Genomic DNA, 16,352 nt, shown 5'->3' with positions numbered 1-16,352 from the left:
CTCCCCGACAATCAACCTGAGACATAGGTCTTGCCAGCGGCAATCAAACACACCAAAACGACCTCGTCGCGATCAGCGCTTCTCATCCTGATCGTCGCTAACTTCTCATCCAGATCGTCGCGCTACAACTTAGGCCGGTTCGACGACAAAGAACAAGCAGCTTGGATCCTCAACGCTGCAGGCTACGTGATCCCGATCGACTACGATTTTTGCAACGCGCGTCAATGACTTGGCCATTGGGATCGGATGGGATCAAAAATTAGTCGTTTGGGATCGGCAGAGCCGTATCCGTAAACCCGCAGGAATGCTCCCTTTTTCCTAAGCGAAGCTTGCGTAGGGTGTGGATGAATCTCAAACCCCCATACATGTTTGGCGGCATCGGTAGGCATAGGTGATCAGGGGTGGATACGCCTATCCGGTTGGCATTTGCCGCCGATAGGCGGTATTCGGCTGCATCTGGGCTCTGAAGGCATTGTGCCCTAGCGCATGCCTTGGCACACCTCAGGCATGACCATTCGCTCTGTTTTTTTTGCATCATCGCTTGCCATTCTGGCGTCCTGCACCGTCCCGCAGGTCGCTCCCCGTGATGGCGTCGAGGGCGCGATCGCAACCCGCCCACTCAAGGTGGCGTCCTGGAATCTGGAGTTCTTAGCCGAGAAGGACGGCGCAGGATGCGAGCCGCGAACTGATGCCGACTATGTGGCCATGCGCCAAATCGTGGACACACTCGATGCTGACGTGATTGCTTTCCAAGAGGCAGAGAACGAGGCGGCCGCGGCGCGGGTGTTCGACACGAGGCGGTACACAATCGTGATGGAGCAGCGCCCCGGTGCCGCGTCGGGCAGTTGTGGCGGCAAGCAGCCGGGACAGCAGTTTATCCGCCAAGCCGTTGGGTTCGCGATCAGGAAGGGCGTGCCGTTTGACCGCAACCCGGATGTCACGGCGCTACAGCTCGGCAACCCAAAGTTGCGTTCCGGTGTCGATATTCGCGTGAGGGCGCCAGGACATCAGCCTGTCCGCTTGCTGGCGGTCCATCTCAAGTCCGGCTGCTTCCAAGGCGACCGCGCTCAGGCCTGTGGTGTTCTGCAACAGCAGGTGCCGGTGTTGGAGGACTGGATTGACCGAGCGGCTGTTGGTCCTGATCGATTCATTGTCCTGGGGGACTGGAACCGTCGCTTGGCTGAACCTGACGATGCGGTCTGGACCGAACTGGACGATGGCGACCCCGCCAACGCCGATCTACGGCTGGCTGATGAAGGTGTGACGCCGCGTTGCGATCCTCGGTATCGCTCTTTCATTGATCACATCGTCTTTGATCGTCGGGCGGCGGGGCAGGCGAGTGGGTTCACGGAGACGACCTATGCGCCGGGCCAGAAGCACCTTTCCGACCACTGCCCGGTTAGCGCGCTACTAGTCCGATGACTAAAATGCATGCTCCCCGCATGCTGCCAATGTTAATAATTAGGGAAATTAGTATGGAGTGGTATAAGTTACTATGACTATTGTTATTCCCTAATTGGTTATAAATAAGTTTTAGATATATGATCTAAATATACGAATTATGTTATAAGCGGTGGTTCAAAATTTTTCTACTAGCCAATAAATGCGATTGTGGCGCAGATCTATAATTTCATATAGTATCGCTGTCGTGGCATCACATCACAACAGGGGTTGGTATGATTGATGATTCCGAAGCAAATCCTTCTGACTTTCATCTCACCGAAGATGACGTTGATACGTTTTTCGGAAATGGAGATGAAAAGGGGCGGCAATCCGAAGATATTGGCGCTAGTATCGCTGCTGGTATAGAGGAAGCAGTTCGAGTCATAAAGGCGACTGCAAAAAGGGGTGCCTTTGATATAAAAGGGACTGTAATTTTTGAGGACGCGGTTCTCAGAGTAAAAACATTAAAAGTTTTTAATAGCGGGAAACTGGCATTTTCGAATATGCTTAGCTTTCCTTTCATTGCCATTGCAGCGGATGAGGTGATTATTGATAACCCGCAGGTCAGGGCAATCATCTGTCGGCCGGTTGGAATCGAATTTGATCTTCAAATAGCTGAGATGTTGAAGGGTGCTGATGGCGGGAAAGCGCAAGACGGCGTTCCCGGCCAAGGCACATCGCAACGACGCGGTGTGGATGGCGGTAACGGATATGAAGGGCCGCCAGGCGGAACGGGTGGCACACTCAATTTGCCGCCAATTTTTCTTTTTATAAAAAGGATACGGCTTGGAACGGGAACCAAGCCTCAGTCAGAGTGCGTTGAACTATTCTTTGATGGTTTGCCTGGTGGACGCGGCGGCAAAGGCGGGCGTGGGGGCAACGGCGGTATTGGTGCTAATGGCCAACGCTCATCGAGCGGGTTCGGCTTTTGTCGTTCTGGCGGGGGTGACGGCGGCCACGGGGGCTATGGTGGGATGCCAGGCCGGGGCGGTGATGCAGGTCGGGGTGGCAATGGAGCCGCAGTGTTCTTCGTTGCCGCTTCCGATCCCATAGAGATGCTGAAATTCTTCTCGGTGCGGCAGGAAGGTGGCGTGCCCGGAGAACCGGGTTTTGTTGGCCAGCCTGGTCGAGGTGGTCGAGCAGGCGAGGGAGGCCAAGGAAGTGTGCATTGTCATGGCGGTCAACGCGGGCATGATCGCTTCAATGAATATGTTCGCAGACCCGATGATGGCCGGGGTGCAAAGAGTTTAGCTGGAGCCCGAGGTGATCAAGACTACATTGAGCGCGATAATGGCGATATTTTTTGAGAGGCGTCGTTTTACATAAGGAAGATGGGGCATTTCTTGAATCGCACCCCTATCCCTAGCGCGGAGGCGTAACGAGTAATACCATCGCACTAGCCCGACTCGCGGGCAGGAGAAGACCAATGCGCTCGCTTGCCGTTATCGCATCCGCTCTGTCACTCATCGCCGTTGCTACGCCATCGATCGCAGCGCCGTGCCGCGACGCGAAGGGCAAATTTGTGAAGTGTCCTGAGGCGGCCGCACCGAAGGCCACGCGCTGTAAGGCTGCGAATGGGAAGTTCGCCAAGTGCGGTACGCCTGGTGCGAAGCCGATCAAATAATCCGCCGGCGAGCAGGTGGCGCAACGTTCTGGACTGGGTTCAGATCGGCGCCCTTGCGCTGGTGATGGCGCTGCCGGTGCTTACAGCAATGGTCGGTTATGTCAGGCGTATCATCCTCATGATGGGCATGAGAAGTCTTAATCAATTTTAACCTTGATTAATATTATAAAGTTAATTCTCGGTAGGCAGTTGGCGCGCCCAGCGCTGGGGGGCGCCAATGGATCGAAGGGACTGCCTCCGTGCAAAATCTCCGCATCTCCGGAAAGCTCATCGCGTGCTTTTCCATTCTGCTGATCGCGCTCATGGGACTAGCGGCACTCGCCGTCGTTCGCTTGGGCGATATGCGCGACGTTGCGGTCAATCTGGGTGGTGAGCAGCGGTCCCAGTTCGAGGCGATCGCTGTCATCAACGCTAGTACAGCGACGTATCGCGCCACCGTCGGGCAACATCTTTTATCCGTTACCCGCGAAGATCGTGCGGTTGCGCAACGGCGGCTGGACGAACTGCGGGACCAGATAGCGGAGCGGACGCGCTGGCTTCGGCCACGTCTGGCTGACGACGAAACACGAACCGCGCTCGATACCTTCGTCCGCGACTGGAATGAGTATCAGTCCCACGCCAAGGAAACATTGCAGGCGGCAGCAGTAGGCTCACCGAATGCGATCGAGCTTTTTCGTATCGCTCGGCCCTATTTCGTAACCGTCAACAAGGCGGCTGATACGCTGCGTCTCAAGCAATCCCGAGCTATCGATGTGCTGGTTGAAGAGGCTGAGGCCAATTACGTCACCAGTCATCGGATCATGATCGGGACTGTGTTGTCGGTCGCACTGCTGACCATCGCCATGCTGATTCTATTGGTTCGCCTCGTTGCCCGCCCTGTAGGGGCGATGAGCGGCGTGCTTGGCAAGCTGGCGGCTGGGGAGCGCGCCGTCGCCATCCCCGCGAACGATGCTCGGGATGAGGTTGGGGAAATGATGCGCGCGGCCATGGCCCTGCGCGATCAACTTGCACAAGCCGACCGTCAGAAAGAAGATCAAGCGGCACTAATCGTTTCCACGATCGGTGCGGGGATGCAGTCATTGGCGGCCGGTGATTTAACTGCTCGTATCAATGTCGAACTGGACGAGCCCTTTGCTTCTCTGGCCACCGACTTCAATAACGCCATGGCTCAGGTTGAGCAGGCGATGATCGCGGTAAGTGGTGTTTCCGAAGGCCTTCGTGCGGCCTCGGGAGAGATACGTTTAGCTTCCGAGGACCTGTCCCAGCGCACTGAGCAGCAGGCCGCGAGCTTGGAAGAGACCGCTGCCTCAATGCAGCAGATCACGGATATGGTTGGGCGTTCGGCATCGGATGCGAAACGTGCCGATACGGTGGCAGCTGACGCCAGCAGCGCGGCGCAAAATGGTGGGCAGGTCGTACGCGATGCAGTCGCCGCGATGAGCGGTATCGAGCGGTCCAGCCATGAGATCTCGGAGATAATCAGCGTGATCGATGGCATCGCGTTCCAGACCAATCTGTTGGCGCTGAACGCCGGAGTCGAGGCGGCGCGTGCCGGCGACGCGGGCAAGGGCTTCGCTGTCGTCGCCTCTGAAGTTCGAGCGCTGGCACAGCGTTCGGCAGATGCGGCCAAGGACGTAAAGGCGCGAATCTTGGCCAGCAATCAGCAGATTGGGACTGGTGTTGAACTGGTGGCGGAGACAGGGCGATCTCTCGATCAAATCATCGGCCGAGTCCAGGAGATTACGGCATTGATCAATAGCTTGGCCAACTCGGCGGAACAGCAGGCTATTGGCTTGGGGCAGGTTAATGTTGCTGTCGAGGAGATGGACGGTGTGACCCAGCGCAACGCGGCTATGGTCGAAGAAACGACTGCGGCGGCTCGTGAGCTGACGGACAAGGCGGACGAGTTGGCGGGACATGTCTCTCGCTTCCAGATTCGTGCGTCGGGGATCCGCGCGACCCAAGCTACTGGCTCACGGACTCGGCTGGCCCCGAAAGCTGCAATGCGTCTTGTCTCCGGAGGCAGCGCAGCATTTTCCGAGGATTGGTCGGAATTTTGAGAAGACCCCCGGCAGCTTCCGCGCAGTCGGGCCTCGTTTGAGCAGGGGTGAGCCAGCGCGGCTCACCAAGCCTCTGGTCAGCCTAAAGCCATAGGAAACAGACCCTTACTAGAACGTTGAAGTGGCTTACGGTAACCATAGGGCAGTCGAGCACATGTGTAACCGAGCCCGATTTGATGGTGAGCCACAGACGATATTCCAATCGGCCGCCAAGCTGTTTGACGAGCGGCCGCGCGACAACCGCTTCCACCCGCAGGAATTGCGTCCCAAGGCGCGTAGCTATGTGATCCGCGAACAGGACGGCGAGCGCGCCTGGGATGTCATGTCCTGGGACGTGCTGGGCGGGAAAGCTCCATACCCCATGACCAACGTGCGAAACCTGGAACTGCCGCAGTGGCGTCGCCTAGCCGCTGATCCGGCGAACCGCTGTATCATCCCGCTCACCGAGTTCTGCGAGTTCACCCCCGAACGCCACGACCTGGGGGACGGCAAGCCGCCGCTAAAAGGTGAGATGTGGTTCAGCGTCACCGATCAGCCGATTTTCGCCATCGCCGGGTTCTGGAAGCAGACGGTCGAGGGGCGGTCGTTTGCGATGGTCACCTGCGACGCGAACGAGTTGGTCGAGCCCATTCACCCGAAGGCGATGATTACCGTCCTGCATCCAGAGGATATAACGACTTGGTTGCGCGCGCCGGCAGACGAGGCTGTGGCGCTTCAGCGGCCATATCCCGCCGATAGGATGAGAGTACGGGGGCCGGTCTTTCCGACCCGTAACCTCGATAAAACGGCGAAGTGAATGCCAGCCGATATGCTAGCCGTAAAGTCGGAGTTTCATGACGTCATAGACTGATCGTGCCATCCGTCCACATTTGAGATTTGCGCAAATTATTCTAGATTAGACGTAATTCTCGATTGATTGCAGTTGCCCCTGAACAGGGAAAGTCTGGGGGCAATTGATATGGGTACCGCTGCAACGAGCATTCCGCTCGCGCTGTCTTTGATGATCGGCAGCTGCACCGTCGCGATGAATGGCTCATTTAATTCGCCTGATGGGCTACCGATCGTCATGCCCACACCTACGCCAACTCCGACACCAACTCCCACAGCGACGCCGACCCCGGCGGCCGGGAATCCCGACCGTTACATGATTGCCTTTACCCGGTTGCGCATGCCGAGTGGTTCGTTAGTTACCGCCGCGAACGAAACGCCGTTCGTTATGACGCGGATATTGGTTGGCTCTCCTCAGAGCGCCGTTACGTCGGTCCGCTGCCACTTTGCCGGTTTCGCCTCGACCGAAGGCGGCAGCGCGCCGCAGGAGTCGATTCTGCCGGGCAACGCAACGACTGTCGACGGCTTCTGGATGTCGATCGGCGCCACGAAGGTTCGCGCGACTTTTAATAATACCTCTGCGGCAACGATCGATAGCGGCTCAACTGGCGTGTGGACCGACGCCATTGACTTGCCGGGTGGTATCCCCGCGAACAGCGACGTCGCGATGACCACCGCCTATCACACCGCCGCTGGCGAGAAACAGATCCCGGTCTATCGTATTCAGCCAGGACGCGGTGAACGCGTATGGGGCGGTGCTGACCTAGCAAGCGTCACGGCACATCTGGACACCCCCAATGACTTCAGTACCGCTTCGCTCGATACCGGAAGCGGCCAATCACAGCCTGCTTATTATGGCCCTGACCTGTGCGTCGCGAAGGGATGGGATGGTCGCCCAGTCGCGCTAGGCACGGTGGACAGCATCGGCGAGTCTCGTCAGGAATATGCAGTCGAGGCCGACACCCGTGGCAATCTGGGCTGGCTACGCAAATGGCTGGACACCGCAGATACGACCTATGGGCGCGTGCCGCACTTCATGATTGGCATGCCGGGAGCCAAGTCGAACCTCGAGCTGAATACCGGCGCGCTTTTGCGCTGGCAGGTGATTGATCAAGCGGCGGAGTTCAACACTGGGCGCGCGTTGCCCTTCACGGTGTTGATCAACCAGCTGGGCCAGAATGACCTGAACAGCAAGTACACGACGATGAAGGCCTACTATGTCGGCTTCATCGACCGGTTCGCGGCGCGTTACCCTGGGATACGCGTCGTTGCGACCGGCGTTCTTCCTCGCACGACGAGCACCGACCTGTGGATGAGCCGGGCAGGGCAAACGGCTGCGACCGGCAACGAATGGGGAACCCCCACGGGTGGCTGGGGCAGTGGCTTCAAGTGGCAGTTGGAGGCCTATAAGGAAGCGGGCGCTGAGGGCCGTATAGCTGCTTATATTGACACCAAGCCCTTCTGGTATGACGCAGCCTCGCCTGGGACCTGGCCGGTTCTTGCAAGCCAGCCGACGCCCGAAGGCGTCCACCCCTATGCTGTAGCAGTTACTGCGATCGTCAAAGCCATTCCCCAGTCGGACAAAGCAAAGCTCCGCTAGATGGCAAAACGCTCGCCGCTCCATTTCGGGGTGGCGGGCGGACGATGCGTGTCTCGCTGATGTGAAACGCCGAGGAAGACGACCAACATTTCAACCGACTGCGGCAATATCCCGATTGCTGGGGTGAGACCGTTCAATTTGCCTAGCGGACGGCTGCCTCGGCTACTGCGGCGGTTGCGGCTCTACCTCTCCGGCGTTCCATCTCCTGCGCAGGCGACGCGCCCTGTCCGAACGACGACGTGGCGGCGGTCTGAGGCTTGAAGCGCTGGTCCAAGTACCCTCCAGCGATCGAGCCGCCCAACACCATGGCACCGATAAGACCGACGCCTAAAAACCCGGTGGTTCGTTTCATGCAACCGCTCCCAAAAGCGTCTAGGCGAATGTAGGTTAGAGACGCTTCAAACGGGGCTGTCTTGGACAGGGTCCCCGCGACATGATTTGTTACAGCAGGCAGTTGCCGGCACGGGCGCGATCAACCGCATGTTTCGTCGCCGGATGCCGCCCCGTAAGCCGTAGTGGTCGAGCCGAGGATCCCTTCGGACGCCAACGCCTATATTCCACTTAGCGCATAAAAAATTAGATGCCGGTTTTCCCAACACGCAGCATTGCCAAACCGCTGTAAATGTCTTTCCGTGAAGTTTTATTCATGTAGGCTGCCCTGGCCACAAAGGGAGAGTCGTTATGAAGCGTTTGGTGCTCGGCATTTTGACAGCGATGTGTGCCGTTACCCCGACTATTGCTCTGGCACAGGCGGGCGGCGTCCATCTGCGGACCCTCTATTACGATCGCGGCGAATTTGTCGGAGAGTCGATTATCTACTGCGATGGTACGTCTCAATTTTTCGGACGGCCGGGACCTGATAGCTTCACTGAGGAGTCGTCCTGCGACTAATTGGCCGATCAAGCCACTGGCCATTCCTTTTCCAGAGCGGCCAGTGGTGATTTGCTTCACGCCCGAACCGTCGGCACCTCATCGATACGCGTCGTCCAAGCGGGTGACCGCATCTCCGATCGAAGGCGCCATTGCCGTTTAAAGCCCTGTCCAGCAGTGACCGCGGTGAACGTCCCGAAGCGCCCGTTCACCTCGTCGAGCGCAGCCATGAGGCGGTCGCGCTTTTCCGTGTCTGCCTCGAATAGCGTCCGGGGGCGATCATCCGCCGCCATCAGGTCGTCGAGTAATATCCCGGCCTTCGTGTAGGCGTATCCATCGCGCCAGGCACGCTCGGCACACCGCCGGGCGGCGGCGATCAATTCCAAGCTATCACTCGTCATCGGGTGGAGCGTGACTGCTCGGGATCCGGCATATTGGGGGCGGTCGGGCTTGTGCTTGTTGGTATGGAAGAATGCCGTCAGGCGCCCTGCGACGAGACCATGATTGCGCAGTTTCTCCCCGGCCCGAAGCGCATATTGAGATAGCGCGCCCATCAGGCCGTCGAAGTCCGTGACGGGCGTCCCGAAGGATCGCGTGACGGCCATGCCCTTCCGCTGCGGCGCGACTGTCTCAACAGCCTCAGCAGGGATGCCGCGCAGCTCAGCGACCAGTCGCTCCAAGACGACCGTCCCGACGCCTCGAGCCTGCTTCATGGGCATGTCCCGAAGCCCGGCGGCGGTGGTTACACCCATTGCTATCAGCTTCATCGCTGTGGCCTTGCCGACGCCCCAGACGTCACCGACGGGGAAAGCCTGCATCACGTCTTGGCACAGACGTTCGTCCCGCAGGTCCGCGACACCACCGAAGCGCGGCTGCTTCTTCGCGGCAGCGTTCGCCAGCTTGGCCAGCGTCTTGGTGTCCGCGATGCCGACACAGGTGGGAATCGTCGTCCAGCGCAGGACCTGAGCGCGGAGGCGATGGGCGTGGTCGACCAGGTCGCGGTCATCGAACCCGGTCAGGTCGAGGAATATTTCATCGATCGAGTATATCTCGAAGTCTCGGACGAACGCCTGGCAGGCAGCCAAGACGCGGCGCTGCATGTCGCCATAGAGGGTGTAATTGGACGAGCGGACCTGAATGCCGTGGCGTCGAATCAGATCGCGCAGGTGATGGGCCGGATCACCCATCTTAATGCCCAGCGCCTTCGCCTCGGCAGACCGCGCGATCGCGCAGCCATCGTTGTTCGACAGCACGATGACCGGCACGCCCACCAGGCTGGAGTCGAACGCTCGTTCACAGCTGACGTAGTAGTTGTTGCAGTCGATCAGGGCGATTGGCGACGTCATACGACCTTGCGCGCTACACCCACCACGACGCCCCATATCTCGACATATTCGTCGACGAGAATGTGGGAGAAGCCGTCCGCCTCCGGGACCAGCCAATAGCGGCCGTCCATCTGCTTGAGGCGCTTCAGCGTGCGTTCGCCATGAACCAGCGCGACGACGATCGAACCGGCGCGGGCTCGCTTGGCGCGGTTGACCACGATCAGGTCGCCGTCCGTGATCCCGGCGCCTGCCATCGATCCGCCTTCGACCCGCATGATGTAACTGGCGGCGGGATGCTCGACGAGCCAAGCCCCCAGATCGATCGGCTCTTCCATGTCGTCCTGGGCGGGCGATGGGAAGCCCGCCGGGGTCCGGCACAGGAAGAACGGCACCTCGCGCGGGACGAGGTCGAACGGCACGTCATGCAGGCGCATCGCAGGCTGAGGTGTCACGTGACGGGAAGCGCGAGCTGTTCGCCAGCGGCAGCTAGGCAGGCACGTGCTGCCAATGCGCCATCGACGGCCTGACGGTAATGCACGGTCCCGTATCGCTCCGCCTCTTCGAACGCGAACTGCGCCCATTCATCTGAAGGATAGCAAGCCTCATAGATGGCGCGCGCGGCTTCGCGCAGGCGGGGGTCGTGCTGCATCATGCTCATATTCCAGCGATTCGTGACCCGGCCTAGCTGGAACGAAAAGGGAACATGCGTCAAGGGGTTGGGATGTTAACCGGAACTATACCGGACTTCAGATATTTCGGTTATTGCGTTTATTGCGATTATCGCATAGACGGCTGGCAACGGAGACGCCCCCCAATGACCATGCCCGCCTTTGCCGAGGAGCTCGGCAGCCGCCTGCCTTCCGCGCTCGAGAAGGCGGCGGCAAATCAGCTTCGCCAAATTCTCGCAGCACAAGTTTCGGGCGACGCAACGCTCCGGCTTCTTGATGACGACAAGAAACCAACAGAGGTAACCCTTACTCCTGGGCTTTCGAAGCTCCTGATGGAGGTGTTGCGCCATGTTGGGCGTGGAGATGCCGTAACTTTGGTTCCGGTTAGCCAAATGCTTACCACCCAGCAGGCAGCTGACATATTGAACGTATCTCGTCCGTTCTTGATCTCACTTTTAGAGAAGGGGGAGATTACGTTTGATATGGTAGGTCGACATCGTCGTATTAAGGCTGAGGATCTATTCTCATACAAGCGGGCGCGAGACGACAAGCGGGGGGCGGCTTTGGCGTCTCTTGCTGAAATGGATGCGGAGTACCTGTAGGTTTGTTCGCTAACAGGTACACCGCTTTCATTGATGCCTGCACCCTTGCGGGGACGCTGAAGCGCAACCTGTTGCTTACGCTTGCCGAAGCCGAATTCTTTCGTGTGCGCTGGTCGCGAAAGGTGATGGATGAAACCGAAGTAGCCATTGCTAAAATACTGACTGGGAAGGGGGCGGCGGACCCAACGCGACATGCCAATCGGGCTCGGGTGGTTATGGAGGCTGCCTTTGAGGACGCGACCGTCGAAGACTATGAAGCATTCCTTCCGGCGTGTGATGGGCTGCCCGATCCGGGCGATGCCCATGTGCTCGCGGCTGCCCTCAAGACCCAGGCCGCTACTATCGTCACAGAAAACCTCAGGGATTTTCCTGACGAATTTTTACGGTCCCGCAACATGGAAGTCCGTTCTGCGGACCAGTTCATCGCGGATACGATTGCCCTTGATCCTGGCCGTGCTGTAGCCGCGATTCGACTGATGAGGCAAAGGCTCAAAAGGCCAGAGAAGACGGCGGAAATGTTACTGCTCGATATGGAAGCCGACGGGCTTACGGAGACGGTTGACGTATTAAGAGCACATGTCTTGTCGCTCTAATGCCGACAAGCATGGCCATAGACATGAGTTGCCGACAGCCCTCGATTCAAGAATGGTGGCGATTGGTGTCACGTCATCGGTCCTGATACCGATGATTGCGTTGAGTCGAAAAATGTACGTTTGGCACTCTGGATTGTTGAGCGCTAGGATGGCGCAATGAAACTGCCGACTCCGCGATACGTCGTATACATCGACGAGGCGGGCGATCCTGGTGTGAAACAAAAATCCGCCGCTGAGCTTGAAGCGGCGTCCGAGTGGTTTGTTGTATCGGCAGTGGTGATCCGGGATGCGCGAGAGCAAGATGCGCCAGCGTGGATCGCCGACATGAGGGAGGCTGTACGGGCGCAGGGCCGATCGCCGATCCACTATCGCAAGCTATCGCGGTCGAATCAGGCGCGAGTGTGTCGCATGCTTGCTGGCAAGGACGTGCGAATTTTTATCGTTGCCTCGCATAAGACAAACATGCGGGGTTATCAAAACAAGAGGATTGGGAGTTCGTTCGGCCGCGGCGAGTTTTACAACTGGTGTCTGCGCCTCCTGTTGGAGCGCGTGACACAGTGGTGCGCTAACCGATCCAAGGTCGAAAAACGAGGCATAGAGGCTGCGCGCATCATTTTTTCGGAGCGCGGCGGCCACGATTATACGCACTTGCGCGGGTATATCGATACTCTGTGTGCTCAAGCTGAAACCGGCAGGACGTTCCTCAAGGCAAAGGAAGTCGTACCTGGCGTTCTTCACGCTGGCTTGTGTGACGTCCGGCCGCACAGTGGGCTGGCTGGGCTTCAGTTGGCTGACATAGCCGCAAGCGCGTTCTTCCAAGGTTTAGACAGTAAGTCATCGGCTTATTCGACCGAACCTGCGCTTGCCCTTCATCCTCGCGTGGCCAAAGCCCCGAAACAGCGTAGCGCAGCTGGTTTCGGCCTTTTGCGGCTGCCTTTTGGGCATCAAGGCGAGATTCCCATCAACGATCGTCCACTATTTGAGGCTTACGGATATAGCTGGGGATAGGTGACGGGCCCCGGCCTTCCTGACACCGATCAGTCGATAGGCCACCATCCTGTGGGCAACCATCTGAACGGCTGCCGTCACGCACTGGGCGTTCAGGCAGAAGGGTGTTCCGGCGCATCCCGCCGCCACCTTGGTAAGCCCCCAGGAATCTCGGTTCAACACCGCATAATTGGTGCCCGACTCCATTCGTCGCGAATATGAGTCGGCTCGACTCTGGGCCTGCCTATGAGTGAAGATTAGCCTACCACCATCGCCTCAACGATCGCCTGCATCAGCACGTGGCGCGGCACCGGGACCCCGACGGACACATACCCGGGGTTCTGCGCTGACCGCGTCCCGTAGAGGCTAATCCACTTGCGCCCATGCTGTCGCCAAGCGCGCTGTAGCGGCACGACGGGCAGCAACAGGCACATCCCGGCCGGGGCATAGGCGTACCCTATGAAGTCGGCTGCCAACGGCTTCTGGATCCACCCAGGTACCCGGCGCGCTTCGTCTGACCAGCGCTCCAGCAAGACATCGGGCCAGTCGTGCATCCGCACCTTCTCGTCGACGGCGTACGTCCGCCCGCAGGAGAGCGTGAGCAGCCGGTCTATCCCGCCTCGCTGCGCCCATCCATCTTCGCGCACGGCCACCGCTGACACCATCGTCGGGAAGGCGCGCCGGTACAGCGGGAGCCACCAATCCGCGTCCACGAAGCTCTCGGAAAGGGCCAGGCTGTCGCGGAACCGATGCACACGCGGAGAGCCCGCCGCTCGACGATCGCGAGCGACGGGCCTGTGTTCCATGCGCCGGGACGGGACCGGCGACGGTAGAGCGATGTTATTCGTGGGGTTCCTCCAGTTCGTGATCGCCGTTGTCCTCTCCGGGATCGCTGACCGGGCAGCCGGGATGCTCTAACCAGTCGGCATTCTGGTCGCAGAAGTCGTCTTCTGCGACGGTGCCGTCCAGTTCGTCACCGTTCAGTTCTACATCGGAATCCCCGTCCAGCTCGTTCATGCGGTCGATCAGCCGTTCGGTGATCCGCGCCAATTCAGCACGGGGCAGGGAAGGGATGGTGGCCAACACTGCATGTGGCGATGCGACCCGGTCCAGCCGATGCCAGGGACGGCGGCGCGATCGGCGCCAGGGCATCGCACGGTGGGCGCTGGGCGGTGGGGTGACGGCAGCGTGTCCCATCATGCCGCCTCCCCATAGTGCCGCTGCTCGATGGTCTGGCGCACCGCCTCCGCTCGGTCAGGATGCCCGACGATCTGTGCCATTAGCGGCGTCAGGTCATCCGATGGGCATTCCTGGATGACCAGCCACAGCTTGCGGTCGGACGTCAGGGCATAGCCGCCGCCGATCTGAACGAGGGCGTGGAGCCAGGCGGTTGGGTTGAAGGACGTGGGGTGGGGGAGGGTGGCCATGTCAGCGCCCCTCCCCGTTGAGGCGCTTCGCATGAGCCAACAGCCGGGCAGCATTGTCGTCATCAATGGCGCTGGCGCCACAATACGACATGTGTTCCAGCAGACGGGTAAATTCCGCCCAGGTCGTTGGTTCGGCAAGGTCTGCGTCATGCGATGCTGCACATACCGCCTGTTCCTCCTGCTCAAACGTGATGGGGTCTTGTTCCTCCAAGTCGGACGGCAGGCGGTTAAAGCGGCGGCTGGCGGTTTCAGAAGCGTCGAGCAGCGCGCAGAAGGCTTCGCTGGTGGTCGACATGTCAGCGGCCCTCCACGTTCGCGATGCGGGCCACGTCGTCTGCAATCTCTTCCAGCCAATCACGGCCATCGCCCATGTCGTTCTTGATCATGAACGCCAGCTTCGCGTGCAGGTCGGTGACGGTGCTGACCGGGTGCGTCGCAACGGCCGACTCGGCATTGGCATAGGCGTCGTTCAGGGCGTTGCTGCGATCGACCGCAGCAGTCAGGCCCGTGTCGCGATGGATACGGGTGCGGAGACGCTGCCGTTGAAGGTCGGCCGCAACCAGACGGCGCAGTCCGGGGCTATTGGGATGGTTGCGCGCCGGATCACGTTCGACGAGTCCACGGGCGACGTTGACCGCCCCCGGGTTCGCAGTGGTCCAGTAAGGATCACCATCAATGTCGACCGCGACATGCGGGATCTGGGATGCAAGCGCCTTTGCCGCCTTATCAGCGGGTTTCAGGATCAAATTGTCGTGGTCCTCCGACACCTGCCAGGCTTCCGCGCTAACCGCGATCAGCCTGGCCAGGGCAGGGCTGACGCTCGAACTGGCGGACATTGTCGATGCGACTGCCGGCACGGCAGCGGCAAGCGCGACGAGGCCAGCGCCCCCGAACAGGGCGCGACGGGTGGTTTCGGTAGTCATGGTTCAGCCCTCCGCCCGCAGTGCGTCGGCCGCGATCGTGCGCAGCGCCGCCTCGTCAATCGCGCAGTTTTCGAGATAGTCGAGCAAGGCGTTGATCTTGATGCCAACGGCGGCACGGTTCGGCGCAGGCGCGGCAGCAAGTTGATAGACGGTTTCGCGTTCGATCCGAACGGCGGCGTCCATCACATCGTCCGGAACGCCGCCCGGCGTCGCATTGTATCGCCGAACGGTTGCGTGTGCCTCGGTCCAGGCCGCGTGCGCGCGATGCCATTCGGCATGCTCGGCTTCCTGTGCCTGCGATTTGTCCGGCGGGGTCGACAGCCTGTCTTCCACCTCGTCCAGTACCGTGCTGATCTCGACCAGCTTCTCGGAGGCGATCTGGTGCGTGCACCACGCGCCAAAGGCGGCATGATGCATGGGCGACGCCGGGTCATTCAGCCGCCCGACCACCTGCTCCATGAGCTCGCTGTTGGCATTGTCCATTGTGACGATGACGCGCTCGATCGCGAGCGACATGTCGGCAATGGCCGTGACGGGGTCGGTCACGGTTGCCGCGATTGCATAGCTGGCCATCGTTCAGCCCTCCCGCCCGGCTTCGCGAGCCGCTTCGATCGCATCGTTGACGTTGGGGGCATCGCAATAGGCGCTGAACACCGCGAAGTTGCCGGTGGCGTGATAATGCTCCAGCGCCTTCTGGCCGTACGCGTCCCGGATCGCCGTCAGGCAGTCGAAGCGATAGCCAACATAGGTCCAATATTCGTCGACGGTGTTGCCGAAGCGCGGGCGGTGCCATTCGCCATGAGGCGGATGCGCAGCGACAGTCGCCAGGATCGCACGGGCGCGCCGGTCGGTCGTCCAGCAGGGAGCGGTGTCATTCGCAGGGGTAGGGGCGTTGATGCAATCCGCCGTCTGGACGGCAGGCGCAAGGATGCTATGCGCGGCAGTAGCCATAGTCGATCTCCTTCATAGATCGGTTGTGGTCAGAGCCGGGTGGAGGGGCCTAATCCTCCGCTCGGCTCGTCGAGTAACGAAAACCGTTATACACGGCTTATCGTGATGGTCAAACGAAAACCGTTGTCTTGCGTATTTTTCGTTATTCTGGTAATCCGCGAATATGTTGACCCCTGAAACGTGTCGCGCTGGAAGGGCGCTTGTCGGTGTGTCTCAGGAAGAGTTGGCGGCAGCCGCGAACCTAGGGCCGTCAACGGTTCGAAACTTCGAGGCAAAGCGGTCCACTCCGATCGCGAATAACTTGGCGGCTATGCAGGGCGTTCTCGAAGCTGCTGGCGTGCAGTTCTTGGCTGACGGGGATACGACGTCCGGCGGCGTCGGTGTCCGCTTGGCGAAACCTGAAACTACCTGATCCGGCAGCCGCGACCAAGCGTAGGCAATTTACAGCGTT

Annotated in this window: 20 protein-coding genes; 10 read left to right on the top strand and 10 right to left on the bottom strand. The window is 59.7% G+C overall.

Annotated features, from left to right (window positions below):
• Positions 1-507 precede the first annotated feature (507 nt).
• The 6 genes from NZL82_RS11055 to NZL82_RS11030 all read left to right on the top strand — a co-directional run bounded on the left by NZL82_RS11055 (position 508) and on the right by NZL82_RS11030 (position 8,446).
• Positions 508-1,422: an endonuclease/exonuclease/phosphatase family protein gene (locus NZL82_RS11055; RefSeq protein WP_261269809.1), complete on the top strand. Its 915-nt coding sequence runs from the start codon at positions 508-510 to the stop codon at positions 1,420-1,422.
• A 254-nt stretch (positions 1,423-1,676) separates the two neighbouring features.
• Positions 1,677-2,750, top strand: coding sequence for a hypothetical protein (locus NZL82_RS11050; protein ID WP_261269808.1), 1,074 nt, complete (start codon positions 1,677-1,679; stop codon positions 2,748-2,750).
• A gap of 556 nt (positions 2,751-3,306) precedes the next feature.
• Positions 3,307-5,127: a methyl-accepting chemotaxis protein gene (locus NZL82_RS11045; protein WP_261269807.1), complete on the top strand. Its 1,821-nt coding sequence runs from the start codon at positions 3,307-3,309 to the stop codon at positions 5,125-5,127.
• A gap of 154 nt (positions 5,128-5,281) precedes the next feature.
• Complete coding sequence (locus NZL82_RS11040) at positions 5,282-5,923, top strand: SOS response-associated peptidase family protein (protein WP_261269806.1); 642 nt, start codon at positions 5,282-5,284, stop codon at positions 5,921-5,923.
• Positions 5,924-6,085: 162 nt separating this feature from the next.
• Positions 6,086-7,555 carry an SGNH/GDSL hydrolase family protein gene (locus tag NZL82_RS11035; protein WP_261269805.1) on the top strand — a complete coding sequence of 490 codons (1,470 nt, stop codon included), beginning with the start codon at positions 6,086-6,088 and terminating at the stop codon, positions 7,553-7,555.
• 681 nt (positions 7,556-8,236) lie between these two features.
• Complete coding sequence (locus NZL82_RS11030; RefSeq protein ID WP_261269804.1) at positions 8,237-8,446, top strand: hypothetical protein; 210 nt, start codon at positions 8,237-8,239, stop codon at positions 8,444-8,446.
• Between the two features lie 56 nt (positions 8,447-8,502).
• On the opposite strand, the gene NZL82_RS11025 is transcribed toward NZL82_RS11030, so the two are convergent.
• The 3 genes from NZL82_RS11025 to NZL82_RS11015 are packed head-to-tail and all read right to left on the bottom strand — an operon-like array spanning position 8,503 to position 10,402.
• Positions 8,503-9,771, bottom strand: coding sequence for a Y-family DNA polymerase (locus NZL82_RS11025; RefSeq protein WP_261269803.1), 1,269 nt, complete (start codon positions 9,769-9,771; stop codon positions 8,503-8,505).
• Complete coding sequence (locus NZL82_RS11020) at positions 9,768-10,202, bottom strand: LexA family transcriptional regulator (RefSeq protein WP_261269802.1); 435 nt, start codon at positions 10,200-10,202, stop codon at positions 9,768-9,770. Before NZL82_RS11020 ends, NZL82_RS11025 begins: the two co-directional genes overlap by 4 nt.
• Positions 10,199-10,402, bottom strand: coding sequence for a hypothetical protein (locus NZL82_RS11015; RefSeq protein WP_405051367.1), 204 nt, complete (start codon positions 10,400-10,402; stop codon positions 10,199-10,201). The genes NZL82_RS11020 and NZL82_RS11015 overlap by 4 nt, the downstream gene beginning before the upstream one ends.
• Positions 10,403-10,564: 162 nt before the next feature.
• Here NZL82_RS11015 and NZL82_RS11010 point away from each other — a divergent pair, with 162 nt between their 5' ends.
• From NZL82_RS11010 to NZL82_RS11000, 3 genes are all read left to right on the top strand, one after another.
• A complete protein-coding gene (locus tag NZL82_RS11010) occupies positions 10,565-11,020 on the top strand; it encodes an excisionase family DNA-binding protein (RefSeq protein ID WP_261269801.1) in 456 nt (151 codons plus the stop codon).
• A 2-nt stretch (positions 11,021-11,022) separates the two neighbouring features.
• The gene (locus NZL82_RS11005) at positions 11,023-11,613 is read left to right on the top strand and encodes a PIN domain-containing protein (RefSeq protein ID WP_261269800.1); all 591 of its coding nucleotides are present in this window, start codon (positions 11,023-11,025) and stop codon (positions 11,611-11,613) included.
• Between the two features lie 156 nt (positions 11,614-11,769).
• Positions 11,770-12,621, top strand: coding sequence for a DUF3800 domain-containing protein (locus NZL82_RS11000; protein ID WP_261269799.1), 852 nt, complete (start codon positions 11,770-11,772; stop codon positions 12,619-12,621).
• A gap of 236 nt (positions 12,622-12,857) precedes the next feature.
• Here the strand turns inward: NZL82_RS11000 and NZL82_RS10995 are convergent, their stop codons facing one another.
• From NZL82_RS10995 to NZL82_RS10965, 7 genes are all read right to left on the bottom strand, one after another.
• Positions 12,858-13,355, bottom strand: a complete 498-nt coding sequence (locus NZL82_RS10995; protein WP_261269798.1) for a hypothetical protein — start codon at positions 13,353-13,355, stop codon at positions 12,858-12,860.
• 85 nt (positions 13,356-13,440) lie between these two features.
• The gene (locus NZL82_RS10990; protein ID WP_261269797.1) at positions 13,441-13,800 is read right to left on the bottom strand and encodes a hypothetical protein; all 360 of its coding nucleotides are present in this window, start codon (positions 13,798-13,800) and stop codon (positions 13,441-13,443) included.
• Positions 13,797-14,027: a hypothetical protein gene (locus NZL82_RS10985; RefSeq protein ID WP_261269796.1), complete on the bottom strand. Its 231-nt coding sequence runs from the start codon at positions 14,025-14,027 to the stop codon at positions 13,797-13,799. The genes NZL82_RS10990 and NZL82_RS10985 overlap by 4 nt, the downstream gene beginning before the upstream one ends.
• Position 14,028: 1 nt before the next feature.
• Entirely contained in the window at positions 14,029-14,322 is a 294-nt protein-coding gene (locus NZL82_RS10980; RefSeq protein WP_261269795.1) for a hypothetical protein, read from the bottom strand.
• Position 14,323: 1 nt separating this feature from the next.
• Entirely contained in the window at positions 14,324-14,950 is a 627-nt protein-coding gene (locus NZL82_RS10975; protein ID WP_261269794.1) for a hypothetical protein, read from the bottom strand.
• A 3-nt stretch (positions 14,951-14,953) separates the two neighbouring features.
• On the bottom strand, positions 14,954-15,523 hold the full coding sequence (locus NZL82_RS10970; protein WP_261269793.1) for a hypothetical protein: 570 nt from the start codon (positions 15,521-15,523) through the stop codon (positions 14,954-14,956).
• A 3-nt stretch (positions 15,524-15,526) separates the two neighbouring features.
• Positions 15,527-15,901, bottom strand: coding sequence for a hypothetical protein (locus NZL82_RS10965; protein WP_261269792.1), 375 nt, complete (start codon positions 15,899-15,901; stop codon positions 15,527-15,529).
• Positions 15,902-16,064: 163 nt separating this feature from the next.
• Here NZL82_RS10965 and NZL82_RS19820 point away from each other — a divergent pair, with 163 nt between their 5' ends.
• A complete protein-coding gene (locus tag NZL82_RS19820) occupies positions 16,065-16,313 on the top strand; it encodes a helix-turn-helix domain-containing protein (protein WP_405051366.1) in 249 nt (82 codons plus the stop codon).
• The last annotated feature ends 39 nt before the right edge of the window (positions 16,314-16,352 follow it).

The sequence above is a fragment of the Sphingomonas sp. LC-1 genome, from assembly GCF_025371035.1.
GTDB lineage: Bacteria > Pseudomonadota > Alphaproteobacteria > Sphingomonadales > Sphingomonadaceae > Sphingomonas > Sphingomonas sanguinis_E.
This window is presented reverse-complemented; position numbering and strand designations above follow the sequence as displayed.

Coding starts and splice junctions, on each gene's coding strand:
- NZL82_RS11040 (WP_261269806.1), top strand. CDS start 5,282: ATGTGTAACCGAGCCCGATTTGATGGTGAGCCACAGACGATATTCCAA.
- NZL82_RS11035 (WP_261269805.1), top strand. CDS start 6,086: ATGGGTACCGCTGCAACGAGCATTCCGCTCGCGCTGTCTTTGATGATC.
- NZL82_RS11030 (WP_261269804.1), top strand. CDS start 8,237: ATGAAGCGTTTGGTGCTCGGCATTTTGACAGCGATGTGTGCCGTTACC.
- NZL82_RS10970 (WP_261269793.1), bottom strand. CDS start 15,523: ATGGCCAGCTATGCAATCGCGGCAACCGTGACCGACCCCGTCACGGCC.
- NZL82_RS10990 (WP_261269797.1), bottom strand. CDS start 13,800: ATGATGGGACACGCTGCCGTCACCCCACCGCCCAGCGCCCACCGTGCG.
- NZL82_RS10975 (WP_261269794.1), bottom strand. CDS start 14,950: ATGACTACCGAAACCACCCGTCGCGCCCTGTTCGGGGGCGCTGGCCTC.
- NZL82_RS19820 (WP_405051366.1), top strand. CDS start 16,065: ATGTTGACCCCTGAAACGTGTCGCGCTGGAAGGGCGCTTGTCGGTGTG.
- NZL82_RS11050 (WP_261269808.1), top strand. CDS start 1,677: ATGATTGATGATTCCGAAGCAAATCCTTCTGACTTTCATCTCACCGAA.
- NZL82_RS11000 (WP_261269799.1), top strand. CDS start 11,770: ATGAAACTGCCGACTCCGCGATACGTCGTATACATCGACGAGGCGGGC.
- NZL82_RS11010 (WP_261269801.1), top strand. CDS start 10,565: ATGACCATGCCCGCCTTTGCCGAGGAGCTCGGCAGCCGCCTGCCTTCC.
- NZL82_RS10980 (WP_261269795.1), bottom strand. CDS start 14,322: ATGTCGACCACCAGCGAAGCCTTCTGCGCGCTGCTCGACGCTTCTGAA.
- NZL82_RS10965 (WP_261269792.1), bottom strand. CDS start 15,901: ATGGCTACTGCCGCGCATAGCATCCTTGCGCCTGCCGTCCAGACGGCG.
- NZL82_RS11055 (WP_261269809.1), top strand. CDS start 508: ATGACCATTCGCTCTGTTTTTTTTGCATCATCGCTTGCCATTCTGGCG.
- NZL82_RS11015 (WP_405051367.1), bottom strand. CDS start 10,402: ATGATGCAGCACGACCCCCGCCTGCGCGAAGCCGCGCGCGCCATCTAT.
- NZL82_RS11025 (WP_261269803.1), bottom strand. CDS start 9,771: ATGACGTCGCCAATCGCCCTGATCGACTGCAACAACTACTACGTCAGC.
- NZL82_RS10985 (WP_261269796.1), bottom strand. CDS start 14,027: ATGGCCACCCTCCCCCACCCCACGTCCTTCAACCCAACCGCCTGGCTC.